General features: G+C 62.0%; 18 protein-coding genes. 6 read left to right on the top strand and 12 right to left on the bottom strand.

Annotated elements, in window-relative coordinates; all coding sequences use genetic code 11:
- Positions 1–52: 52 nt before the first annotated feature.
- Complete coding sequence (locus tag ACWKWE_RS14250; protein WP_401142784.1) at positions 53–763, bottom strand: DJ-1/PfpI family protein; 711 nt, start codon at positions 761–763, stop codon at positions 53–55.
- A gap of 220 nt (positions 764–983) precedes the next feature.
- On the opposite strand from ACWKWE_RS14250, the gene ACWKWE_RS14245 reads away from it, so the two are divergent.
- Positions 984–2,489 carry a sigma 54-interacting transcriptional regulator gene (locus ACWKWE_RS14245; protein ID WP_483850878.1) on the top strand — a complete coding sequence of 502 codons (1,506 nt, stop codon included), beginning with the start codon at positions 984–986 and terminating at the stop codon, positions 2,487–2,489.
- Between the two features lie 88 nt (positions 2,490–2,577).
- On the opposite strand, the gene ACWKWE_RS14240 is transcribed toward ACWKWE_RS14245, so the two are convergent.
- On the bottom strand, positions 2,578–4,773 hold the full coding sequence (locus ACWKWE_RS14240; RefSeq protein WP_483850877.1) for an OsmC domain/YcaO domain-containing protein: 2,196 nt from the start codon (positions 4,771–4,773) through the stop codon (positions 2,578–2,580).
- Positions 4,774–5,039: 266 nt separating this feature from the next.
- Between ACWKWE_RS14240 and ACWKWE_RS14235 the strand changes: the two genes are divergently transcribed.
- On the top strand, positions 5,040–7,091 hold the full coding sequence (locus ACWKWE_RS14235) for a TonB-dependent siderophore receptor (RefSeq protein ID WP_483850971.1): 2,052 nt from the start codon (positions 5,040–5,042) through the stop codon (positions 7,089–7,091).
- Between the two features lie 302 nt (positions 7,092–7,393).
- On the opposite strand, the gene ACWKWE_RS14230 is transcribed toward ACWKWE_RS14235, so the two are convergent.
- Positions 7,394–8,332: a Dyp-type peroxidase gene (locus tag ACWKWE_RS14230; protein ID WP_483850876.1), complete on the bottom strand. Its 939-nt coding sequence runs from the start codon at positions 8,330–8,332 to the stop codon at positions 7,394–7,396.
- A 78-nt stretch (positions 8,333–8,410) separates the two neighbouring features.
- A complete protein-coding gene (gene yghU, locus ACWKWE_RS14225; RefSeq protein ID WP_166598454.1) occupies positions 8,411–9,250 on the bottom strand; it encodes a glutathione-dependent disulfide-bond oxidoreductase in 840 nt (279 codons plus the stop codon).
- A gap of 200 nt (positions 9,251–9,450) precedes the next feature.
- Here yghU and ACWKWE_RS14220 point away from each other — a divergent pair, with 200 nt between their 5' ends.
- Positions 9,451–9,870, top strand: coding sequence for an NUDIX hydrolase (locus ACWKWE_RS14220; RefSeq protein WP_483850875.1), 420 nt, complete (start codon positions 9,451–9,453; stop codon positions 9,868–9,870).
- Positions 9,871–9,877: 7 nt separating this feature from the next.
- Here ACWKWE_RS14220 and ACWKWE_RS14215 read toward each other — a convergent pair whose 3' ends face one another.
- Positions 9,878–12,097, bottom strand: a complete 2,220-nt coding sequence (locus ACWKWE_RS14215) for a bifunctional diguanylate cyclase/phosphodiesterase (RefSeq protein ID WP_483850874.1) — start codon at positions 12,095–12,097, stop codon at positions 9,878–9,880.
- Between the two features lie 119 nt (positions 12,098–12,216).
- Complete coding sequence (locus tag ACWKWE_RS14210) at positions 12,217–12,627, bottom strand: ester cyclase (RefSeq protein WP_483850873.1); 411 nt, start codon at positions 12,625–12,627, stop codon at positions 12,217–12,219.
- 344 nt (positions 12,628–12,971) lie between these two features.
- Between ACWKWE_RS14210 and ACWKWE_RS14205 the strand changes: the two genes are divergently transcribed.
- Positions 12,972–15,395 carry a glucose/quinate/shikimate family membrane-bound PQQ-dependent dehydrogenase gene (locus ACWKWE_RS14205; RefSeq protein ID WP_483850872.1) on the top strand — a complete coding sequence of 808 codons (2,424 nt, stop codon included), beginning with the start codon at positions 12,972–12,974 and terminating at the stop codon, positions 15,393–15,395.
- Between the two features lie 104 nt (positions 15,396–15,499).
- On the opposite strand, the gene ACWKWE_RS14200 is transcribed toward ACWKWE_RS14205, so the two are convergent.
- On the bottom strand, positions 15,500–16,183 hold the full coding sequence (locus tag ACWKWE_RS14200) for an ATPase (protein ID WP_483850871.1): 684 nt from the start codon (positions 16,181–16,183) through the stop codon (positions 15,500–15,502).
- Positions 16,184–16,357: 174 nt separating this feature from the next.
- Positions 16,358–17,692, bottom strand: a complete 1,335-nt coding sequence (locus tag ACWKWE_RS14195; RefSeq protein ID WP_483850870.1) for an aminotransferase-like domain-containing protein — start codon at positions 17,690–17,692, stop codon at positions 16,358–16,360.
- 85 nt (positions 17,693–17,777) lie between these two features.
- Between ACWKWE_RS14195 and ACWKWE_RS14190 the strand changes: the two genes are divergently transcribed.
- Positions 17,778–18,686, top strand: coding sequence for a DMT family transporter (locus ACWKWE_RS14190; protein ID WP_483850869.1), 909 nt, complete (start codon positions 17,778–17,780; stop codon positions 18,684–18,686).
- Positions 18,687–18,715: 29 nt separating this feature from the next.
- On the opposite strand, the gene ACWKWE_RS14185 is transcribed toward ACWKWE_RS14190, so the two are convergent.
- The gene (locus ACWKWE_RS14185) at positions 18,716–19,594 is read right to left on the bottom strand and encodes a DMT family transporter (RefSeq protein WP_341958597.1); all 879 of its coding nucleotides are present in this window, start codon (positions 19,592–19,594) and stop codon (positions 18,716–18,718) included.
- Positions 19,595–20,302: 708 nt separating this feature from the next.
- Positions 20,303–21,643, bottom strand: a complete 1,341-nt coding sequence (locus ACWKWE_RS14180; protein WP_483850868.1) for a PQQ-dependent sugar dehydrogenase — start codon at positions 21,641–21,643, stop codon at positions 20,303–20,305.
- Positions 21,644–22,011: 368 nt separating this feature from the next.
- Between ACWKWE_RS14180 and ACWKWE_RS14175 the strand changes: the two genes are divergently transcribed.
- Complete coding sequence (locus tag ACWKWE_RS14175) at positions 22,012–22,512, top strand: cupin (RefSeq protein ID WP_483850867.1); 501 nt, start codon at positions 22,012–22,014, stop codon at positions 22,510–22,512.
- A 27-nt stretch (positions 22,513–22,539) separates the two neighbouring features.
- On the opposite strand, the gene ACWKWE_RS14170 is transcribed toward ACWKWE_RS14175, so the two are convergent.
- Complete coding sequence (locus ACWKWE_RS14170) at positions 22,540–23,553, bottom strand: GlxA family transcriptional regulator (RefSeq protein ID WP_483850866.1); 1,014 nt, start codon at positions 23,551–23,553, stop codon at positions 22,540–22,542.
- Positions 23,554–23,621: 68 nt separating this feature from the next.
- The gene (locus tag ACWKWE_RS14165) at positions 23,622–24,620 is read right to left on the bottom strand and encodes a 4-hydroxyproline epimerase (RefSeq protein WP_166598463.1); all 999 of its coding nucleotides are present in this window, start codon (positions 24,618–24,620) and stop codon (positions 23,622–23,624) included.
- Positions 24,621–24,626 lie beyond the last annotated feature (6 nt).

The following is a 24,626-nucleotide window of genomic DNA, read 5'->3' as shown; positions in this document are numbered from 1 at the left end:
CCATCATCGATCGTCCCGTGTCACGCTGGAAAAGCGGACTGATCCGGCAGACTCAAGCGCGGGCCAACGTTTGGCTGGCGTGATAAGCACGTGCGGTTTCAAGGCGCTGGGCCGTGATGTTGGCCGCGCGTTCCGTCACTGTGCGCAAAATCGACGCAGGCGCGCTTTTCGGCGAACCGGCCTGGAAAGGCGGTTCCGGGTCGTAGGCCATGTAGAGTTGCAACTCTTGGGCGACCGTCTCCCCGCGCAGCAGTGAAACCAGTACCAGCGACCCATCGATCCCGGACGTCACGCCGCCAGCGCTGACGAACTTGCCGTCGATCACGACGCGCTCATCGCTGGGGATGGCACCGAAAAAGGGCAGCGTTTCCATGGCTGTCCAATGGGTCGTCGCGCGCTTGCCCTTGAGCAAGCCAGCCCCGCCACACAAGAGTGCTCCGGTGCACACCGAGAACACATACTTCGCGTTTGCGGCTTGCTGACGGATGAAAGAAAGCACGACCTCATCATGCATCAGGGCTTGCTGGCCATAGCCGCCCGGCACCAGCAGCACGTCGAGCTGTGGCGCCTCGTCCAGGGTCGTATCGGCCAGCAACAGCATCCCGGCCAGATCACGGACCGGCTCTTTGTCCTTCCAGATGGTGAAGAACGTCGAGTTCGGGGTACGTGCCAACGCTTCGAAGGGGCCGGTGAAATCGCATTGATCCATGCCGGGAAAGATCAGGGCGCCGATCTTCAAATGGGTCTCGAGTGGAATAGTCATGTTCGCTCCAACAGTATCAAGGTTCGTGGTACAACATTTATTATGTACCAGTACAAATATAGGCTATTGTCTGCCCTGTCAACGAGTTTTGACGTCGGGGTGAGTACCACGGGCGGCCTGTCCGGCGTTCCGTCGCTGGGCAGAGCCTTCGGGTGAGCTACGCAGATGGACCAGCGACCGCCCTGTTCACTCGACCAGACACACGTTTCTCAGGGCCTTCATGCGCATTCACGTGACCTTCATCGACCGCGTCGGCATCACTCAGGAAGTCCTCGCCCTGCTGGGTGGGCGCCGCTTCAATCTGGAGGCCGTGGAGATGGTTCCCCCCCACGTCTACATCGATGCGCCAACGCTCGGCGCTGAGGTGCTGGAGGAGTTGCGCGGCGCATTTCTCGGCGTGAAAGGCGTGCAATCGGTGACGGTGGTCGACATCCTTCCGGGCCAGCGCCGACACCTGCAGCTCGATGCGTTGTTATCTGCCAGCTCCGACCCGGTGTTGGCGGTGGATCAGCGCGGGCATGTCTTGCTGGCCAACCCTGCGCTGATAGCTTTGTGCGGACGCGAACCGGCCGGCGAGTCGCTCGCCCAGGTGTTTGATGACGACGTGCTGCACACGTTGGTCAGCCACGCCTTTCGCTTGCCGATGCGAGAAGTCAGCCTTGGAGGGCGAACCCTGCTGCTCGACGCCATGCCGATCAATGCGGCGGGCGCCCTGATCACCCTCTACCCGCCAAGCCGAATCGGCGAGCGGCTGTCGGCGCTGCGCCATGACCCTGCCGGTGGGTTCGACGCGATTTTGGGTGCTTCCCAAGCCATTCAAAAGCTCAAGGCGCGAGCGCATCGCGTGGGAGGGCTCGATGCGCCTCTGCTGATTCAAGGCGAGACCGGCACCGGCAAAGAGTTGGTCGCCCGCGCCTGCCACGCGATCAGCAAACGGCGTGAGGCGCCCTTCTTGCCGTTGAACTGCGCAGCGCTGCCGGAAAGCCTTGCCGAGAGTGAGCTGTTCGGGTACGCCGCTGGCGCCTTCACCGGCGCGCAACGGGGCGGCAAGCTCGGGCTGCTGGAGCTGGCGGATCAAGGCACGGTGTTTCTGGACGAAGTCGGAGAAATGTCACCCTATCTTCAGGCCAAACTCCTGCGTTTTCTGAGCGATGGGTGCTTCCGTCGCGTCGGCGGTGACCTGGAGATCAGGGTCAACGTGCGAATCCTCAGCGCGACCCACCGCAATCTGGAAAACATGGTCAGCGATGGTCACTTTCGTGAAGACCTGTTTTATCGCCTCAACGTGCTCAACCTGCACGTGCCGCCACTGCGCGAGCGTGGCCAGGACATCCTGCTGATGGCAGAGCACTTCATGCAGCAAGCCTGCGCGCAGATTCAGCGTCCGGTTTGCCGGCTGGCCCCCAGCACGTTTCCCGCCTTGCTCGACAACCGATGGCCGGGGAACGTCCGGCAATTGCAAAACGTGATCTTTCGCGCCGCGGCCATTTGTGAACATCCCAGGGTGGACCTCGACGACCTGGACATCGCGCGCACGGCCGTGGATGGGCAGCAAACCCGCGAGATAGGCAGCCTGGAGGACGCGGTTGCCCGCTTCGAGAAAGACCTGCTGGAACAGCTTTACCCCAGCCACCCTTCCAGCCGACTGCTGGCGGCGCGGCTGAAGACCTCGCACACCTCGATCTCCATGCGACTGCGCAAATACGGCATCCCTGGCAAGTCCTGAGCCTTTTGCTCCAGTGCCGTGTTCGCCTGGCCACAGCGCCTATAAAAAAAGCACCCTCAGGTGCTTTTTCAATGACGCGTTCTTCCGTTTATCGAGCTGCCATCGCTCGCGCCGCGTGCAGCTTTTTATAGCTCTCGATCAAGCGCAGGTGTTTGTCCAGGCCTTCAAGCTTCATGCTCGTCGGCGTCAGGCCGTGGAAGCGGACGCTGCCGTTCACCGAACCGATCGCCGCGTCCATGCGTTCGTTGCCGAACATGCGGCGGAAGTTGACTTCGTAGTCGGCCAGTTCCAGGTCGTCGTCGAGTTCCATTTCCAGCACCACGTTGACCGCCTGATAGAACAGGCCGCGTTCGACGGTGTTGTCGTTGTATTGCAGGAAGGCTTCGACCAGATCTTTGGCTTTTTCGTACTTCTGCAGGGCGAGGTAGATGAGCAGTCTCAGTTCGAGAATGGTCAGTTGGCCCCAGTCGGTGTTGTCGTCGAACTCGATGCCGATCAGCGTGGTGATGTCGGTATAGTCATCCAGTTCGCTGTCTTCCAGACGTTGGGCGAGGCTTCTCAGGCCGACTTTGCTCAGGCTGTGCAGGTTGAGGATGTCGGCGCGGAAGGCCAGCGCCTTGTTGGTGTTGTCCCAGATCAGGTCTTCGATCGGATAGATCTCGGAATAGTCCGGCACCAGGATGCGGCAGGCCGTCGCGCCGAGGTCGTCGTAGACCGCCATGTAGGCTTCCTTGCCCATGTCTTCGAGGATGCCGAACAGGGTCGCGGCCTCTTCGGCGTTGGCGTGCTCACCCTCGGAAGAGAAATCCCACTCGACGAATTCGTAATCGGCTTTCGCGCTGAAGAAACGCCACGACACCACCCCGCTGGAGTCGATGAAGTGCTCGACGAAGTTGTTCGGTTCGATCACTGCCTGGCCTTCGAAGGTCGGTTGCGGCAGGTCGTTGAGGCCTTCGAAACTGCGGCCTTGCAGCAGCTCGGTGAGGCTGCGCTCCAGGGCGATTTCAAAGCTTGGGTGAGCGCCGAACGAGGCGAATACACCGCCGGTGCGCGGGTTCATCAGGGTCACGCACATGACCGGGAATTCGCCGCCCAGCGAGGCATCTTTCACCAGCACCGGGAAACCCTGCTCTTCCAGCCCCCGAATGCCCGCAAGGATGCCGGGATACTTGGCGATAACCTCGTGCGGCACGTCCGGCAGCGCGAGTTCGCCTTCGAGGATTTCGCGCTTCACCGCCCGCTCGAAGATCTCCGACAGGCACTGCACCTGAGCTTCCGCCAGCGTGTTGCCCGCGCTCATGCCGTTGCTGAGGTACAGGTTCTCGATCAGGTTGGACGGGAAGTACACGGTTTCGCCATCCGACTGGCGCACGAACGGCAGCGAGACAATGCCGCGCTGGGTGTTGCCGGAGTTGGTGTCGTACAGGTGCGAGCCGCGCAACTCGCCGTCGCGGTTGTAGATTTTCAGGCAGTAGTCGTCCAGCACTTCGCTCGGGAGCGCGTCGTCCGGGCCGGGCTTGAACCAGCGCTCGTTCGGGTAATGCACGAAGTCGGCGGTGGCGATGTCCTCGCCCCAGAACTGGTCGTTGTAGAAGAAATTGCAATTCAGGCGCTCGATGAATTCGCCCAGCGCCGAGGCCAGTGCGCCCTCTTTGGTCGCGCCCTTGCCGTTGGTGAAGCACATCTGGGAGTGAGCGTCGCGGATGTGCAGCGACCAGACGTTGGGCACGATATTGCGCCACGAAGCGATCTCGATCTTCATGCCCAGCGCCGCGAGGATGCCCGACATGTTGGCGATGGTCTCTTCCAGCGGCAGGTCCTTGCCCGCAATGAAGGTGCTTTCGCCGGACAGGGACGCCGGCATCAGAAGGGCCTGGGCGTCGGCGTCGAGATTTTCGACTTCTTCAATCACGAACTCGGGCCCGGCCTGCACCACTTTTTTCACGGTGCAACGGTCGATGGAGCGCAGGATGCCGAGGCGATCTTTTTCCGAAATGTCGGCGGGCAACTCGACCTGAATCTTGAAGATCTGGTTGTAGCGGTTTTCCGGGTCAACGATGTTGTTCTGCGAGAGGCGGATGTTGTCCGTCGGGATGTTGCGCGTCTGGCAGTACAGCTTCACGAAATACGCCGCACACAGGGCCGACGACGCCAGGAAGTAATCGAACGGACCCGGCGCCGAGCCATCGCCCTTATAGCGAATGGGCTGGTCGGCGATCACCGTGAAGTCGTCGAACTTGGCCTCCAAGCGGAGGTTGTCGAGAAAGTTGACCTTGATTTCCATGGGGGTTTACCAGAAGCGAAAAACGGAATGGCGGCCATTATCCGGGTTTTGCGCCGGAAGTCTCGTGCGGTCGGCGTAGCGGGTGAACGTCGGCCCGATCAGGGAATGTTGCGAGATGTGAAAAAATTGTAAAAAATCCGTTACCATTTGTGTATATTTCTCATTTGCGACTGATTGACAATTACCTCTCTGCTCAACCACCCAGGAAATCGATCTTGAAAGCCCGCCTCCCTGCCAGCCTGTTGTTCGCTGGCGCTTGCAGCGCCATGCCCCTCACCCACGCCGCTGATGAAATCACCCTCCCCTCCACGCAAATCCAGAGCAACGGCGTCGCCCAAGCCGACGAGCAAAGTCAGGGTTATCAGGGGAAGACGGCCACCAGTACCACGCGTCTGGGGCTGTCGGACAAGGAAACGCCGCAAGCGGTGACCACCGTGACCCGCGACCAGATCGACGATTTCCGTATGAACAGCGTCAAGAGCGCGTTGCGTTCGGCGCCCTCCGTCACGGTCGAGCAGATCGAGACCGACCGCACCGAGTTCACGTCCCGGGGCTTCAACATCAACACCTTCGAATACGACGGGATGGGCATGCCTTTTACTGGCGACCTGCTGGTGGGCGATCAGGACCTGGCCGAGTACGAGCAAATCGACGTATTGCACGGCGCCAACGGCCTGATGAGCGGCAGCGGCAACCCGTCAGCGACGGTCAACTTCGTGCGCAAGCGTCCGACGAAAGACGTGCATGCGAAGATCAGCACCAGCGTCGGCGCCTGGGACAACCGCCGTCTGGACGTGGACGTGTCCGGTCCGCTGACCGACAGCGGCAACGTGCGCGGCCGCTTCATTTACGCCCACGACAAGGGCAACTCCTACCTGGACCGCTACAGCCACGAAATCAACGTCGCGGCTGGTCTGATGGACTTCGACCTGACGGACGCCGATACCCTGACCGTCGGTTTCTCCCAGCACAACAGCGATTCGAACGGCAGCAGTTGGGGCAACCTGCCGCTGTCGGATTCGGACGGCAACCCGATCCATTACGGCAGCCGGAGTTCCAACGTCGGCCAGCCGTGGACCTACTGGAACGTGCACACCCAGCGCACTTTCGCCGAGCTGAAACATGACTTCGGCAATGGCTGGAACAGCAAGCTGTCCGTCACCGGCATCCGCCAGTATCAGGACACCGACATGTTCTACATCGCCAGCGTCACGGGCGACGACGCGTCGGCTTATGCGACCCACATCACCAGCAAGACCGATCAGGTGATCGGCGAGGCTCAGCTGTCCGGTCCTTTCACCCTGTTTGGCCGCGACCATGACCTGACCGTCGGCGCCAACTACGGCCGCACGCATTTGAAGGCCAACGAGCATGACATCGACGCCAACGGCTATTACGACGTGCCGTTCTCCAGCGCGCTGGCCGGCGCGCTCACCCGTCCGTCACTGGATTACACCTTCGACACCAACAACCAGAATTTCCGGGACACCCAGAAGAGTCTCTACGCCGGTACGCGTTTCAGCCTGATGGATGACCTGCACTGGATCGTCGGTGCGCGGATGCTCAGCGCCGATGGCAGTGGCCTGGATTACGGCGCTGACCATTACACCCGCGAGCACGGCAAGGTCACGCCGTATTCCGGCCTGGTGTACGACCTCAACGATCAGTGGAGCGTGTACGGCAGCTGGACCAAGATTTACGCGCCGCAATACAAGGTCAGTTCGGACGGCAGCATGCTCGACCCGCTGGAAGGCACCAGCAAGGAAATCGGCATCAAGGGCAGTCTGGACAGCGGCCTCAACCTGACGGCCGCGCTGTTCAAGACCAAGCAGGAAAACGTTGCGGGCAACGGGCAGTATCAGGGCAGCCGCTTCGTCTACGACCCGATGGATTACAAGAGCCACGGCGTCGAGCTGCAGGCGTCGGGCGAAGCGATGCCGGGCCTGGAAGTGTTGGGCGGCTACACCTACGTGCGCATCGACGACGATAACGACGACCGCGCCCGCAAATTCGTGCCGACTCACAGCTTCCGAGGCATGGCGACGTATCGCCTGCCGGGCCTGCCAAAAGCCAAGGTGGGCACGCGGGTCAGTTGGCAGAGCGCTGTGCAAAGCGACACCAACAGCGAGGTACGCCAGAACGCCTACGCCCTGGTGGACCTGATGAGCAGTTACGACATCGACGAGCACTGGAGCACGTCGGTCAACCTCAACAACGTCACCGACCGCAAATACCTGATGTCGCTGTACGACAGCGCCACCAGCGCTAACTACGGCGCCCCACGCAACGTGACCGCGTCGGTGACCTGGACATATTGAGCCGCGTGTTCCTGTAGCACTCCGACTTGCCGGCGGCGCGGCCTCACAGTCGCCACCGCCGGTACGCCGCGCTGCAGCAGCCAATCGTTGGTCTCACAATCTGGCACGTCGCAAGGGTGACAATCCATTCCCCCTGTGGGAGCGAATTCATTCGCGAGAGGCCGGTACATCCGACACGTGTTTGTCGGTTGTATGATTGCATCGCGAATGAATTCGCTCCCACAGGGTTCGCGATTATCCAGCCGGAGCGCGTTCAGGCTGGCAGCGCTTGCGCCGACAGTCCGGCTCGGCGGCAGCATGGATCAGTCGCCCAAGGCTTCGATAAAATCCGTCGACGGCACGAAGAACAGCGCACCGCTCACGGCCTTGCTGAAATCCAGCAGCCGGTCGTAATTCCCTGCAGGGCGGCCGACGAACATGTTTTCCAGCATCTGCTCCAGCGGTTCGGGCGAGCGTGCGTAGCCGATGAAATAGGTGCCGAACTCACCCGATCCTGGGCGCCCGAACGGCATGTTGTGGCGCAGGACTTTCACCTCTTTGCCGTCTTTCTCGATGACGGTCAACGCACTGTGCGAGTTGGTCGGTTTCACGTCATCGCCCAGTTCGATGTCCGACAGCTTCTTGCGACCGATGACCAATTCCTGTTGCTCGACGGTCAACCGGTTCCAAGCCGTCATGTCGTGCAGGTATTTCTGCACGATCACGTAACTGCCGCCCGCGAACGCTGGGTCTTCATCACCGACGATGGTCGCTTCTGCCGCGCGCTTGCCTTCCGGGTTTTCCGTGCCGTCGACGAAGCCGATGATGCTGCGCATGTCGAAGTTGCGGAAACCGTGGACTTCTTCGACGACGGTCACTGCATCACCCAAGGGTTCGAGGAGTTGGGTCGCCAGTTCGAAACACAGGTCCATGCGATCGGCGCGGATGTGCATCAGAATGTCGCCCGGCGTGGCCACCGCGCGGCGCTCCGGCGGGCCGAACTCGCGGAAGTTGTGCAGTGCTGCCGGACGCGTGGTGCCGAACAGCGAATCCCAGGCGTTGAAGCTGAAGCCGCAAATGCAGGACAGATTGCCGTCGGGCACGCGTTTGCCGACCGCGCGGACCAGTCCCGCGATGTCAGCGCACCAGGCCCGGGCGGTTTCAATGGCGTCGTCGCCCGGCGCGAGGGTAGCAACCATGAAGATCGCGCTGCTGGTGATGGGCGTGTCGATGCCTTGGGGGAATGGGGTGACTTTGATCATCTTCCAGAAATTCCTTTTCTGTGGGAGCGAGCTTGATCACTCCCACAGGTCACTCTTCACACAATGATCGGGGGAGAATCAGTCCAGATCCGCCGCCGAATGCCGCTCCGGCACTTGTTTGTCTTCGTCGCCCCACGTGCGGTTGACCCGCAGGCCGCGCACGACGGCCGGGCGGTTGGCTATGGTTTCGGCCCAGCGCTGGATGTGGGTATAGCTCTCGGCGTCGAGGAATTCGGCGGAGTTGTACACGGTGCCGCGCACCAGCTGGCCGTACCATGACCACACCGCGATGTCAGCGATGCTGTAGTCCTTGCCGCCCAGGTACGGGCTTTCAGCGAGACGCCGGTCGAGCACGTCGAGCTGACGTTTGGCTTCCATGGTGAAGCGGTTAATGGCGTATTCGATCTTTTCCGGGGCGTACACATAGAAATGCCCAAACCCGCCGCCCAGATAAGGCGCTGCGCCCATCTGCCAGAACAGCCAGTTCAGGGTTTCGGTACGGCCCGCCGGATCGGTGGGCAGCAACGCACCAAACTTCTCCGCCAGGTAGAGCAGGATCGAGCCGGACTCGAACACGCGCACCGGCGGCTCGACGCTGCGGTCCAGCAAAGCCGGGATCTTGGAATTCGGGTTGATGTCGACGAAACCGCTGGAGAACTGGTCGCCCTCCCCAATGCGGATCAGCCACGCGTCGTATTCGGCATCGGTCTTGCCCAGCGCCAACAGCTCTTCGAGCATGATGGTGACTTTCACCCCGTTGGGGGTCGCCAGCGAATACAGTTGCAGCGCGTGCTTGCCGACGGGCAGGACTTTCTCGTGGGTCGGACCGGCCACCGGACGGTTGATCTTGGAGAACTGACCACCGGATTCCGCATCGTTTTTCCAGACCTTGGGCGGTACGTATGCTGCGTTCGACATGAAACTAACCTCTTGAAGTGAGTCACTGCGAAGGGTCCATGGGGCACCGCCAGACGACACGGCGGACCGCAACCAGACCGGGCGTGATGGAGAGCGGTTCAGAGTATGCGCTTACGTTGGGGCGGCTCAAGAACATTTCAATCGCGACGTCTTGGCTTTAACCTGACACCCCTTCTTAGCCCCTCCCCGACAGGAACGCCATGCTCGCCCCCTTTTCCGGTGCCAAGATCGCCGTGCTGTGTGAAGGCCAGTTGCTGATCTACCTCCGCGACGACATCCCCACGATTCCATGGCCCGGCCTGTGGGACCTGCCGGGCGGCGGCCGGGAACAGGACGAAACCCCGCTGCAGTGCGCGTTGCGTGAAACCCATGAAGAATTCGGCCTCACCCTCGATCCGGCGTGGATCGTCTGGCAACGGCGGTACGCAGGCCAGGGCATGCACGGCCTCGACACGTGGTTTTTCGTGGCTGAGGTGCCGCCGGGCACATTCGATCAGGTGGTCTTCGGCGATGAAGGCCAGCGCTGGATAATCAGCTCAGTCGAAGCCTTTCTGGCCCTGCCGGACGCCATTCCCCGCCTGCAACAGCGTTTACGCGAGTACCTGAACGACGGCCGATAACAGCCTGTCAGACCAACGGACGTGCCGCATCCCGAGCAAACAGCGCCGCCAATTCCTCAGAAGGCACCGCCTTGCTGAAATGGAAGCCCTGCACCTCATCGCACGGATGCCGTTGCAGGCATTCCAATTGCTCCAGGGTTTCAACGCCTTCGGCGGTGACCGTCATGCCCAGCGAGCGCCCCAGATCGATCATCGCCTGCACGATCGCCTGATCGTTGCCGCGCTCGGTCATGTGGGAGATAAAGCTGCGGTCGATCTTGATCCCGTCCAGCGGGTATTTGCGCAAGTACGCCAGCGATGAAAAACCGGTGCCGAAATCGTCCAGGCTCAGCCGCACGCCCAGGGCCCGCAGCGCCGTGAGCGTCGCCAGCGCGGCGTGAGCATGATCGAGCAGCACGCGCTCGGTGATTTCCAGTTCCAGGCGGCTGGCGGGCAAACCGCTGTCGAGCAACGCGGCGGCCACCACCGCGACCACGTCTTCGTTCTCGGCCAATTGGCCCGGCGACAGGTTCACTGACAGGCCGATGTCGTCCGGCCAGGTCATCGCTTCGCGGCACGCAGTGTTCAACACCCACTGCCCCAGCGGCTGAATCAACCCGGTCTCTTCCGAGAGGCCGATGAAGGTGTCGGGCGGGAGCAGGCCGCGCTCCGGATGCTGCCAACGCACCAGCGCCTCGAAACTGCGCAACGAACCGCCAACGGTGGCGTAACGCGGCTGGTAGTGCAGGCGCAACTGACCGTCGAGCAGCGCCTGACGCAGTTCCTGTTCGAGCTGACGACGGGCCACCAGTTGGGTTTTCATGCTGTCGTCGTAGAAACACCACGTATTGCGACCGGCGCCTTTGGCCTGATACAGCGCAATGTCGCCGGTGCTCAACAGCTCAGCGGCGGTGTGGGCGTTTTCCGGGGCCTGAGCGATACCGATGCTGGTGCCGATGAACACGGTCTGCCCCTCGACCTCCAGCGGGCGGCACAGGTCGTCCACCACCCGCCCACACAGTTCAATGATGTCGCCTTTTCGAGACTCGCCCACCAGCACCAGAATGAATTCGTCGCCCCCGAGCCGCGCGACCATGCCATTCGGTTGCGCGTGGCTGCGCAGGCGCTGGGCGACTTCCTGCAACACAAGGTCGCCGATAGCGTGGCCCAGCGCGTCATTGATCGGTTTGAAGCGGTCCAGGTCCAGACTTAACACCGTCAGCGCTGACGGCGCCGGTCGATCCAGGTGTTCGTCGAGGAATTGGTGCAGGCGCAAGCGGTTCGACAAGCCGGTCAGGGAATCATGCAACGACAGCTGGCGAAAACGCTGCTCGCTGCTGGTCAGTTCAAGTTGGCTCGCGTGCAAGGCGTCGAATTGCGCATCGATCTGTCGCGCCGACGTCAGCGCATACCGCACCAGCATCGCGAGGACGATCGCCAGCACCAGCACCCCGGAAATGAACAGTGGCAAGGTCTGTTGCAGCAAGTCCATGCCGGGCTTCGGCGGCACCCAGCCCAGTTCGATCCTGGAACCGAGCAGCGGCATCTGGTCATAGCCCTGCCGTGGCGCGGGGGACACGGAGATCGTCGGCAGACCGTAGGTGTCGCTGAGGTGCGCGAGCTTGGCGGGGTCGAGAATGGTGACGAACATCATCACCGACATGGGGCCGGGCACCGGTTCGATCAGTGGGTCGGACGCCGGGCTGATGGTCGCTGCGGCCACCAGCGCGGGCACGCCGTCGACGCTGAACGCGCGCACCAGCCCGTCGTTCTCCTGAGTGGACTGGCGAGCATCGGCGATCAACGCGCTTAAATCGCCTTCCAGCCAGTCGCCTGCCTGAATCATCGAGGGTTTGCCATCGATCACCGCGTAACTGGTGCGGTCGTTGGCATCGATCACCAACACGCCGTTGTAGCCGTACAACTCGTAGGGCACGGCGCCGACGTTGCGCTGTTCGTCCGCCCACGGTTTGTCCACCACCATGTGCAAGTGTTTGTAGGCCTCGCCCCACTTGGCGTAGTTGATGATGTTGCGCCCCACCTCGTTGCGCACCTGATCCAGCGTGCGGGAGATGAACGTGCGCGAACGCTGCTGCACGTCGCGATCCTGATTGAGCGCGTTCTGCACCAACAGGTAGCCACTCAGGCCGATCAGCAGCAACAGCGCGCAGATCGCCGGAAAGAGGCGCAGGATCAAGTGGCGACTGCGACGTGTGGCGGCCCAGTCGGCCAGTGTGGGTTTGAACATGCAGACACCTGAATGCATCGACGGTAACGACCGCGGCTCGTCTGGACCGGCCGTCAGCAAGACGCTGCGGCCGACCGATGATTGCGATTGGCTATCGTAACCGGCTGTTTCTGCAGGGGCTAGCGGTCATTCTGCGAAGCGGCGGCCACTTGGTCGCGAACAGCCGCCTTGTCGATGACCGAGTACACGTTGCGAATACGCCCGTCGCTGAATTCGTAGAACACGTTCTCGGTGAACTGTACGCGCTGGCCGTTGACCGCCGCGCCAAACAGTTCGCCCACCGGGGTGCAGTCGAAACGCAGGCGGGCCGCGACGTGCGGCGGGTCCGCCAGCAACATGTCGATCCCGAAATGCAAGTCGGGGATGGCGCGAAAATCGTTCTCCAGCATGCGTTGGTAACCGGCCAGTCCGATGCGCTGGCCGTTGTAGTGGGCCTCCTCATCGACAAACCGGCCGAGGTTGGCCCAGTCCTGATGGTTCAGGCAATCGATGTAACGGCGATACAGGCTGAGAATTTCGGGTTCGGACATGGGGAAGCTCCCTTTTATCATCGCTGCGGGTGCAGCCTTCGGACGTTAGGGCGTGCGAGCTCCGGGTTAGTTCACCGCGAGGCCGCAGGCGCTGGCGTTCTTGAAATTGCTGCCGCAGGCTCATTATTACCAAACCCACAACACTGTTTATCCACGCTGTCGCAGGACAATTTGCCGCAGCAAGGGAGTTTTTTGGTATCTTTGCGCAATTAACTAACTGGTTAATTACACACGTGAGCACGCCCCGGTCTCCAATGTCACGGCGCGTCGTCACGGGAAAAAACCTCTCCCCCACCACCGCCGAGGACGACCTGAAACCCTCGGCGTCAGCAGGATCACGCAACATGACAACGTCTCGACCTACGGCACCCGTCAGTCGCTGGCCCATCTGGGTCGTCGCCTTCGGCGTGCTGATATTTGGCTTACTGTTTTCGGCAGGAGGCGGCTACCTCGTCACCCTGGGCGGCAGCTGCTATTTCCTGCTGGCGGGCCTCGGCCTGATCGCCTCTTCGGTTCTCCTGTTCCAACGCCGCCTCGCGGGTGCCTGGCTGTTCGCGGTGGTGATGGTGCTGACCCTGATCTGGGCCGTTGTCGATGCCGGTCTGGTGTTCTGGCCGCTGGTGTCGCGCCTGTTCGCACTGGGCGTGTTGAGTCTTTTGGTGGCGCTGGTCTACCCGACCCTGCGCAAGAGCAACGGTCTGGCCAGCGGTCGCGGCGGCTACGCCCTGAGCGCGCTGCTCGCCCTCGCCATGGTCGGCGGATTCTGGGGCATGTTTCAGCCCCACGCCTCGGTGTCGCCCACCGGCAATGGCCCTGAGCTGACCAAAGTCGACCCGGCCAAGGCGCAGAAAGACTGGGCGCACTACGGCAATGACGAGGGCGGCAGCCGCTTTGCTGCGCTGGACCAGATCAACCGCAGCAACGTGTGGAAGCTGGTCCCGGTCTGGACCTACCACACCGGCGACATCGCCCTCAGTGACGGCAACGGTGCCGAAGACCAGATGACCCCGCTGCAAATCGGCGACAAGGTGTTCATCTGCACCCCGCACAACAACATCATTGCGCTGGACGCCGACACCGGCAAACAGCTGTGGAAGCACGAGACCAACGCCCAATCCGCCGTCTGGCAACGTTGCCGGGGCCTGGCGTATTTCGACGCCACCGCCGCCGTCGTAGCCCCTACCGATGGCAGCGGCCCTGCCGCGCCGGTCAGCGTGCCCGCCGGTGCAAGCTGCCAGCGCCGCCTGCTGACCAACACCATCGACGCCCGCCTGATCGCGGTCGATGCCGACACCGGCGAGCTGTGCAAAGGCTTCGGCGACAACGGCCAGATCGACCTGAAAGCCGGTCTCGGCAACGTTCCGGATTCTTACTATCAACTGTCGTCGGCACCGTTGATGGCGGGCACCACCGTGGTCGTTGGCGGGCGCGTGGCGGACAACGTGCAAACCGACATGCCCGGCGGCGTGATCCGTGGTTTTGACGTGGTCACTGGCGAGATGCGCTGGGCGTTCGACCCGGGCAACCCGGAAGACAAGAAGGCCCCGGCTGACGGCGGCACCTACGTGCGCAGCACGCCGAACAGCTGGGCGCCGATGTCTTACGATCCGGCCATGAACACCGTGTTCCTGCCGATGGGCAGTTCGTCCACGGACATCTACGGTGTCGAGCGCACCCAGCTCGACCACACCTACGGCGCGTCGGTGCTGGCGTTGAACGCGACCACCGGCCAGGAAAAGTGGGTCTATCAGACCGTCCACAACGACCTGTGGGACTTCGACCTGCCGATGCAGCCGAGCCTGATCGACTTCACCCAAAAGGACGGCAGCACGGTCCCGGCGGTGGTGATCGGCACCAAGGCGGGCCAGATTTACGTCTTGGATCGCCACACCGGTCAGCCGCTGACGGAAGTGAAAGAGGTCCCGGTCAAGCCGTCGAACATCCCGAACGAGCCGTACTCGCCGACGCAACCGAAATCAGTGGGCATGCCGGAAATCGGCGCGCAGACGCTGACCGAATCGGACATGTGGGGCGCGACCCCGTTCGACCAGTTGCTGTGCCGCATCTCGTTCAAGAAAATGCGCTACGACGGCCTCTACACCGCGCCGGGCACTGATATTTCGTTGAGCTTTCCGGGATCGTTGGGTGGCATGAACTGGGGCAGTCTGTCGACCGACCCGGTGCACGGTTTCATCTTCGTCAACGACATGCGTCTGGGCCTGTGGAGCCAGATGGTGCCGCAACAGAAAGACGCCAAGGCGTCGAGCGGCGGTGAAGCGCTGAACACCGGCATGGGCGCCGTACCGCTCAAAGGCACGCCGTATGCGGTGAACAAGAACCGCTTCCTGTCCGTGGCCGGGATTCCGTGCCAGGCGCCGCCGTTCGGCACCCTGACCGCCATCGACATGAAGACCCAGAAAATCGCCTGGCAAGTGCCGGTCGGTACCGTGCAGGACACCGGCCCGATGGGCATCAAAATGCACCTGCCATTGCCCATTGGCATGCCAACGCTGGGGGGCACCCTCTCCACTCAGGGCGGGCTGATCTTCATCGCCGGGACCCAGGATTACTACCTGCGCGCCTTCAACAGTGCCAACGGCGAAGAAGCGTGGAAAGCCCGCCTGCCCGTCGGCAGCCAGGGCGGCCCGATGACCTTCGTCTCGCCGAAGACCGGCAAGCAATACATCGTCATCACCGCCAGCGGCGCGCGCCAGTCGGCAGACCGTGGCGACTACGTGATTGCGTACGGATTGCCGGACGGCCAGTAAAACGCGGCACATGAAAAACCCGCTGTCACCTCATGGGTGGCAGCGGTTTTTTTTATAGTCCTTCTAGCCGTTCTGCTTGTTGGCCGTGGCTCAGGGCGATGGCCTCAATTCCCCGCCACTTGCGCCACTTCACCCGAGGTCACCAGCGCTTTGAGCGAGGCGTCGAACTGTTTCAGGGCGTGGACTTGCAACGCGCGCTGTTGATCGATCTGCGCGGCAATTTCAGGGGCGGCCTTGTCGTGAACCCAGACCGATGTCAGCTCCTGAGCACCCGCGCCTTCCGCTTTACCAATGTATTGCAGGTTTTCGTCATAAAACTTGGCGACAAACCGTGCCTCTACTTTGCTATTACGCTGGGTCACGAGTTGGTTGTAGGTGTCGAGCATGACCACCACATCAGGGCGCGCTTTCATCAACGCATCGAGATTGTCGTAAACAGTGACCGACGCAAACTCTTTGGCAATCGACGCTTTGAGCCAATCGATCGCCAGCTTCGGATCGGAGCTGTTGACAAACGCCTCACGAATCCGCGAATCCAGCGCGCCATTTTTCACGCCCTTCAATGCCACGGCGTGATAACGCTCAAGGTATTGGAGCGTGCTGACAGTGTTTTCGCTGTAAAGAACGCCCACCGATTGGGTTTTTCTCAACGCAATGTTGCTGTCAGCCACAGGCACGAAATGGCAGGAATGTTCATCCACGCCAGCGGTGGCCGCATAAACAGGCGCGGTGGCAGCGATGCCCCCAGTGAGGACGGCGACAAGTGTCAGCAGGGTTGAAATTCTCATCGCGGGTGTCCTCTAACGCCAGTTCGGTATGGCTCTATCCTGCTCCTTTGCTGGAAAAAAAGAACTCCCGATTGATGATGTTCACTATCGATTTCACGAATGGTAGACAGACGGAAAAGGTCTTTTACGTTTTACTGAATAAAGCAACTTCGCCCTATGCTTATATCGACTAACTCAGAAGGCCAAGTTACCGATTACTTGCCGAACTTTATGCAGCGCTTGTTGTAATGCACTCATGTCCACCGACCCGAGTGCCAACCGAATCGCATGGGGCACCGGGCTTGAAATGGCGAACGGTTCGGCGGTGGACACCGCGACGTTCATCGACAATAACGCCACCGCGACCTGATCCGCTCTTACCTCTTCCGGCAAGGGCAACCATAGAAAATACGACGCGGGATGGCCGATGACCTTCAGCCCCTCCAAGGCTTTTCGGGCCAGGGTTTGCCGTTTCCTCGCATCTTCACGTTTTTCCGCTTCGAGCCGCAGTACGGTGCCGTCTTCGATCCAGCCACAGACCAGCGCGGTCATCACCCCCGGCGTATTCCAGGTGGTCGCCCGTATCGTTCGTTCAATCGCAGGCACCCATTGCAACGGCGCCACCACGAACCCAACGCGCAAGCCGGTGGCGATGTTTTTCGAGAAGCCCGAGACGTAGACCGTCAGCTCCGGGGCCAGCGCTCGCAGCGGCGCAGGGGGCGAATCGGCGAGAAAGGCATAAGCGGCATCTTCGATCAGCAGCAAGCCGTGTGTCCGTGCGATGCCGACCAGACGCTCGCGCCAAGGCAAATCCATGACCCAGCCCATGGGATTGTGCAGGGTAGGCATCGCATAGACCGCCTTGATCCGGCGTTTTCGACACAGCGCCTCTAACGCCTCCAGATCAGGGCCGGTGTCGGTCAGCGGGATCGCCACCAGTTCCAGCCGATGGGCGTCGGCGATCACCTTGAAACCCGAATAGGTCAACGCATCCACCGCCACCACGTCCCCTGGTTTGAGCAAGCCCATGACCGTCGCCGCCAGTCCGTGTTGAGCGCCGCTGACGATCAGCACCTCTTCCGCCTCGACCTGCAACCCCCGCTCTGCCAGATGTCGGGCCATGCAGGCCCGTTCATGACCTCTGCCCGCGTGTGGCTGATAGCGCAGTAACGCCTCCAGATCCCCCGACAACGCCAGTTGCCGCAACCCCACGCGCAATAACTCCGCCTGTTCCGGTAATGCCGGGTAGTTGAAGTTCAGGTCCAGCACGCCCACGGCGGCTGCCTGTTGATCGACGCCATGGCTCAGCGGTAGCGCAATCTCGCGAACGAAGGTGCCGCGCCCGGCTTCGCCGCTGATCAGGCCCATCGCCTCCAGCTCGGCATAGACCCGAGACGCGGTGACCAGCGCCAGCCCTTCTTGCTCGGCCAATTGGCGGTGGGTCGGCAAACGCGTGCCTGGCGGCAAGGCGCCCGAGGCGATGTCGCTGGCAAAGGTGTCGACGAGGGTTTTGTAGCGGGCGCGGGGCATGGGGCTGTATCCATGACAATTTTTTGATTGTCCTGATACTGCGCCTTAGGATGCGTCAACTGCAACCCGGCACCGGACGATCAGCATGGAACACGCATCGAAACTGCAACACGGCAATCCCGTGAAAGCCTCCAGCGGCTGGCTGAACGGACTGATCGGGGTGGTGATCTTCAGTGGCTCGCTGCCCGCGACACGCATCGCGGTGCAGGAAATCGCGCCGGTGTTTCTGACTGTCGCCCGGGCCTCCATCGCCGGGGCTGTGGCGTTGTGCATGCTGCTGTTGCTAAAGGAACAGCGTCCGGCCCGGCATCACATCCTGCCGCTGTGCATCGTCGCGTTGGGGGTCGTGCTCGGTTTCCCACTGCTCACGGCGCTGGCCTTGCAATACGTCACGTCCGCGCATTCCATTGTCTTCGTCGGCCTGTTGCCATTGGCGACCGCAGTCTTCGCCGTATTGCGCGGCGGTGAACGGCCCAAACCAGCGTTCTGGCTGTTTTCGGTGCTGGGTAGCGCCCTGGTGGTGGGGTTTGCCGTGTCTCAGGGGCTGTCGCAAGGACTGACCGCCTCCCCGGTCGGCGACTGCCTGATGCTGCTGGCGATCCTCGCGTGCGCACTGGGCTATGCCGAAGGAGCGAAAGTCTCCCGGACCCTCGGCGGCTGGCAGGTGATCTGCTGGGCGCTGGTGATTTCCCTGCCCGTGATGCTGGCGCTGACTGCATTGACCGCCCCGCCCACCCTCGCCCACCTGAGCTGGCCGGCATGGCTGAGCCTGGGTTACGTCTCATTGTTCAGCATGCTGATCGGCTTCGTGTTCTGGTATCGCGGGCTGGTGCAAGGCGGGATCGCGGCCGTGGGGCAGTTGCAATTGCTGCAACCGTTTTTCGGGCTGGCACTGGCGGCCACGTTGCTTCATGAACAGGTCAGCGTCGGGATGATCGGCGTGACCGTCGCGGTGATTCTGTGTGTGGCAGCGGCGCGCCGGTTCTCACGTTAGCCGCGCGCCGGTTCTCTCGCTGAACGCGCTCAGTTGCTCAGGGCTGCGGCCGTACGTCTGCCGTACACCAGCAGCCCGCTGAAACAGATCAACGCCATGCCCGCCACCGAAAACAGTGCCGGGTAATTGCCGAAGAACAGCATCCCGTACAGCGTGGCGAACACGATCTGCAAATAGCCCAGCGGCGCGAGCGCAGACGACGAGGCGTAGCGGTAGGATTTCGAGATCAGGAAATGCGCCGACAGACCAAGGCTGCCCAGCACCAGCAACATCAGCCATTGGGTCAACGTCGGACTGACCCAGAAAAACGGCACCACCAGGCTCAACAGTGCGGTGCTGAACACCCCCACATAAAAGCTGCACACCGACGGGCTGTCCGACTCCCCGGCCAGTTGCGTCAACAGTTGGTACACCGCGAAGCAGAACGCACAGGCCAACGGGAACAGCATCCACAGCGAAAACCCGTCACTGGCCGGGTTGATCACCACCAGCACACCGATGAACCCGACGATCACCGATACCCACTGCAAACGGTCCGCGCGAATGCCAAACAGCAGCGGCGAAAGGATCGTGACGAAGGCCGGTGCCAGAAACACCAGGGCGGTTGATTCTGCCAACGGCACGTGGGTCAGGCCAAACAGAAACGTCAGGCTGTCGCCCAACAGAAACACGGCCCGAAGCAGGTGCAGCCAAGGGCGTTTGGTGTGGAAGGCGGCGCGGCTTTTCTCCCGGATGATCACGCTGGTGACCAGCAAGGTGTGAATCAGATACCGCGCCCACGCCACGAAAATCACCGGCAGGACGAAGATCAGGCTTTTGGAGAGCGCATCGTGGGTGGCAAACACAAACGCCACGCCCACCATCAGCCACATGCCGATCACGTGGCTGGAACGGGAAGAAACAGTCATCGAGCCGCCGGACAGTCAAAAGGTGTGCAGGAATGCGCGGGAGTACACCACAGTTGAGGCCACGGGTCCAAGCAGGCCGCCGCCCGCAGAGGATTCGATGTCGGTCGCAGACATTGAGCACGACACCCCCTCCCCTGTAGGAGCGAATTCATTCGCGAAGGCGATTCAGGCGATGAAGATGTATTGACTGTACCGGCCCTTTCGCGAATGAATTCGCTCCTACAGGGGATTCGCGTCAAGGCAGTCACAGGTGCATCGCCTGATACACCGCCTTCGCGGCCGTCGTGCCTCCGGCTGCTCCCACAGGTTTGGTGTCGGTCGCCGACCTTGAGTACGACGCCTCTTCTCTGTGGGAGCGAATTCATTCGCGAAGGCGATTCAGGCGATGGAGATGCGTCGACTGTACCGGCCCTTTCGCGAATGAATTCGCTCCCACGAGGATTTGCGTCAAGGCAGTCACAGATGCATCGACTGGTACACCGCCTTCGCGGCCGTCGTAACCTCCGGCTGCTCCCACAGGGATTGTGCCTGTCGCAGCCCTGGAGTACGACGCCTCTCCCCTGTGGGAGCGAATTCATTCGCGAAGTGGGCTCAGGCGATGGAGATGCGTCGACTGTACCGCCCTTTCGCGAATGAATTCGCTCCCACAGGAAATCCGGATCGTCTGGTATGGCCTGGCCCATCCGCCACCGCCGGCTATCCGTGCGGCTACTTCGTGCGACTCACCCGCCACACCTTATTCCCCACGTCATCCGCCACCAGCAACGCACCCTGCTGGTCCAGAATCACGCCCACCGGACGTCCTTGAGCCTCGCCATCGGCATTCAGAAAGCCGGTGAGGAAGTCGATGGGCATGCCCGATGGCTTGCCGTTGTCAAAGCCGATGAACACGACCTTGTAGCCCGATTGCGGGTTGCGGTTCCAAGAGCCGTGTTCGCCGACGAAAACACCGTTGGAGAAGTTCTCGGGCATGCCCTTGGCATCGGAATAGGTCAGGCCCAGCGGCGCGACGTGGGTGCCGAGGGCGTAATCGGGGGCGATGGCCTTGGCGACCATGTCCGGACGCGGTGGCTGGACGCGCACGTCCACGTGGCCGCCGTAATAACTCCACGGCCAGCCGTAAAACGCGCCGTCTTTCACCGAGGTCAGGTAATCCGGCACCAGGTCGCTGCCGATTTCGTCACGCTCGTTGACCACGGTCCACAACTCGGTGCTGCCCGGTTTCCAGATCAGGCCGTTGGGGTTGCGCAGGCCGCTGGCGAACAGGCGCTTCTGGCCGGTCTTGGCGTCCACTTCCCAGATCGCCGCCCGGCCCTCTTCCGCTTCCAGGCCGTTCTCCCCGACGTTGCTGTTGGAGCCGACGGTGACGTACAGCTTGCTGCCGTCAGCGTTGGCCACGATGTTCTTGGTCCAGTGATGGTTCAGGCCCGCTGGCAGGTCGGTGACTTTGACCGGCGTGGCGGTGATTTCCGTCTGGCCTGCGGTGTACGGCACTTTCACCACCGCGTCGGCATTGGCGATGAACAACTCGTTGCCCACCAGTGCCATGCCGTACGGCGACGTCAGGCCGCTGATGAAGACCGTGTGCACCTCGGCCTTACCGTCGCCATCGGCATCACGCAGCAAGGTGATGCGGTTGGCGCTCGGCGCTTCGGCACCGGCACGGTCCATGACAATCCCGGTGGCCTTGCGCTTGGCCCACGCCATGAACCCGCTGCCGCCATCCTTCGACCCTTCCGGTTTCGGCGGCGTGTTGCTCTCGGCCACTAACACATCGCCGTTCGGCAGTTTGTACAGCCAGCGCGGGTGCTGAAGGTTGTCGGCCAGCGCCTGCACCTTGAAACCCTGCGGCGCCTTCGGCGTGTCATCGCCCTTCCAGCCCACGGCCTTCGACACCTTGAGCGTCGGAATCAGGCTGCTGGTCGGCTCCGGCAACTGCGGGTTGGGCCCGACGCCGGCCTGAAACGGCAACTTGGAATTCTCTCCGCAGGCACTCAACAGCACCGCGGTGGTCATCAGCAGTACAACGCGTTGCGACGGCTTCATCATTCGAACCTCTTGGCGGCCATCCATGGGCCGAATTGGAATTGACCGAAGTATCGCCCTGTCGCCCGACACCGAACAGGCCGGGGGCCACAAATGAGATTTGTCCTTCAGGCACGAATCAAACGACCGCGCCGGAGGTTCAAGGGTTCAATGGCGCGTTCCTTCATGAACCACGCCATCCGTCATGGGCTCACCTCCTCGACCGGAAAAACGTCATCAAACGTCACGGAACACCGCGACCCAGAGCGGGTCAGCTAAAAAACGGAGGGGTTTCCATGACGACCTGTGACAGACGCAATTTCATAAAAGGGGCGCTGATTCTCAGCGCAGGCTCACTGACACTGCGGACCGGATTGGCCGAGGCGAATACCATGCAAGCACCCCACACACTGCTCCTGCAACGCAACGACTGGGTGCCGAACAACCCGCGTTTGCCCGTGCTGCATTACACCGGGGTCATCACCGACGGGGACGTGGCGTCCGCGATGGAGGCCCTGTTCACCCGCAACGGCTGGAAACCCGCCTGGCGTGACGGCGTGTTCGCCTACCATCACTACCATTCCACCGCCCATGAAGTGCTCGGTTTTGCGGCGGGAACAGCACGGCTCATGCTCGGCGGGCCCAATGGCCACGAGGTGACGGTCAACAAGGGCGACGTCGTGCTGCTGCCCACAGGCACCGGCCACTGTCGGTTGTCCGCCAGCGACGACTTCCTCGTGGTCGGCGGCTACCCTCCAGGGCAAAACTGGGACATCTGCCGCGAGGCTCCCACCCAGGCCATGATCGACCGCATGGCGACACTGCCGTTTCCCGACACCGACCCGGTCACGGGACGCGAGCCGCCGTTGACCGCGTATTGGCACCGAGTTTGAGCATAGGCAACCGGGACACGACACTGCTCACTTCACCAACCGCTTCTCCTTGGAAGGCCGATAACCAAAGTACGAGCTGTAGCACTTGCTGAAGTGGCTCGGCGAGACGAACCCGCAGGCCACCAGCACTTCAACCTGTGACAGTTCAGTGTGCTGCAACAGGCGGCGGGCTTCGGTGATGCGCAGTTCGAGGTAGTAGCGCTGGGGCGTGGTGCCCAGTTGCTCCTTGAACAGCCGTTCGATCTGCCGCCGGGAGCGTCCGGCATAGACCGCCAGTTGCTCCATTTCCAGCGGTTCTTCGAGGTTGGCGTCCATCAGTTTGACGACTTCCTTGAGCGGCGCGCTGACGGAGATGTGCGGGCTGGGTTTGATGCGGCGGTAGCGCGATTCTTCGAACGACAGGATGTCTTCGATGCCTTCCACCAACGCCTTGTCGTGGAGTTCCTTGATCCACTCCAGCGCCATGTGAAACGCCCCGGACGGGCTGGACGCGGTGAGCCGCTGGCGGTCGACGACGAAGGGTTCGCTGGTGACGTGGGTGACTTTGGAGATTTCCGCCAGCGCCGGGCGATGCTCGGGGTGAATTGCGCAGCGGTAGCCTTCCAGCAGACCGGCGGCACCGAGGAACCACGCGCCGTTCCACAGCCCTGCCAGGGTCAGGCCCAGGTCGGAAGCGGTGATCAGCAGGTGGTTCAGCGACTCCATGACCTTGAGTTCGGTGCGATAGCCGCCGCAGATCACCAGCAGGTCCAGATCCTTGAGCGCCGACAGTTCAAGGCACGCGTCCGGGCGGATGACCAGGCCCAAATCGCTGGTGACCTCGCCGTCCTGCAACCCGAAGGTGCGCGACGAAAACAGCTTCGGGCGCAACAGGTTGGCCGTGACGAGGGTGTCGAGAAACTGGGTGAAGGCCGGCAGGGAGAAATGTTCGAGCAGCAGGAAGCCTGCCCGGGTGGTCGCAGAGGGTGTCTTTTTATTGTCGTCCAGATAACGAAGGTTCTTGCCCTTCATGCCCCCACTGAACTCGCGTCTTTCGCTCAACGTTTGCCTCTTCGCTTGAAAACAGGCGCCCGGATGCGGGCGCTGCGCACGTGCCGATGACTCGACGCCTACGCCAGCTGGAAGCCGTGGGCGAGTGGATCGCGGTCATCGACAAAAATGGTGTTGTGGCCGGTCACGCGGGCCCAGCCGGCGATGCTGGGTTTCATGCCGTCGAATTCGCCGACCTTGATCGCGGCCTCGACTTTGCCCTCGTAGAGAGTACCGATCAAACTCTCGTGCCGGTAGAGGTCGCCCACATTCAAGCGGCCTTTGCCGAATAACTGCGCCATTCGCGCCGAAGTCCCGGTGCCGCCGGGCGAACGGTCGATGGCCTTGTCGCCGTAGAACACCGCGCAGCGTCCGTCGGCGGTGGGGTCTTTTGGGGCATCGCACCAGATGACATGGTGCACACCGCTGATGCGTGGGTTTTCCGGGTGGACGGGCTGGCTGACGTGGGCCAGCGCCGCCCGCAGCTTCACGCTTAGGTCGACGATATCGGCCGTGGTCTGCCCTTCCAGGCCGCGCCAGTTGGCTTGAGGTTCGACCACTGCGTAGAAATTGCCGCCGTAGGCGATGTCCACCGTCAGCGTGCCCACGCCCGGCACCTCCACCTCGACATCGGCGCTGTGCAGGTAGCTGGCGACGTTGTGCAGGCGCACCGAATCGACGACGCCGTTGTTCACCTCGTACGCCACGTCCACCCGGCCCGCCGGGGTTTCGATGGCCAGTTGACCGGGCACTTTCGGGGTGATCAGGCCTTCTTCGATGACCACCGTGGACAGCCCGATGGTGCCCGCGCCACACATGGGCAGGCAGCCGCTGACTTCGATGAACAGCGCGCCGAAGTCGCAGTCGCTGCGCACCGTGGGGTAGATGATCACGCCCGACATGATGTCGTGGCCGCGAGGCTCGAACATCAGCGCCGTACGCACCCAGTCATGATCACGGACGAAAATTTCGCGGCGCTCGGCCATGGACACCGACGGCAGCAACGGCCCGCCCCCGGCCACCACGCGTACCGGGTTGCCACAGGCGTGGGAATCGATACAGAAAAAACTACGTCTCATGTGGGA

It is taken from the genome of Pseudomonas salicis (assembly GCF_057128705.1).
The sequence above is the reverse complement of the archived record's forward strand: the minus strand, read 5'-3'. Positions and strand labels throughout refer to the sequence as shown.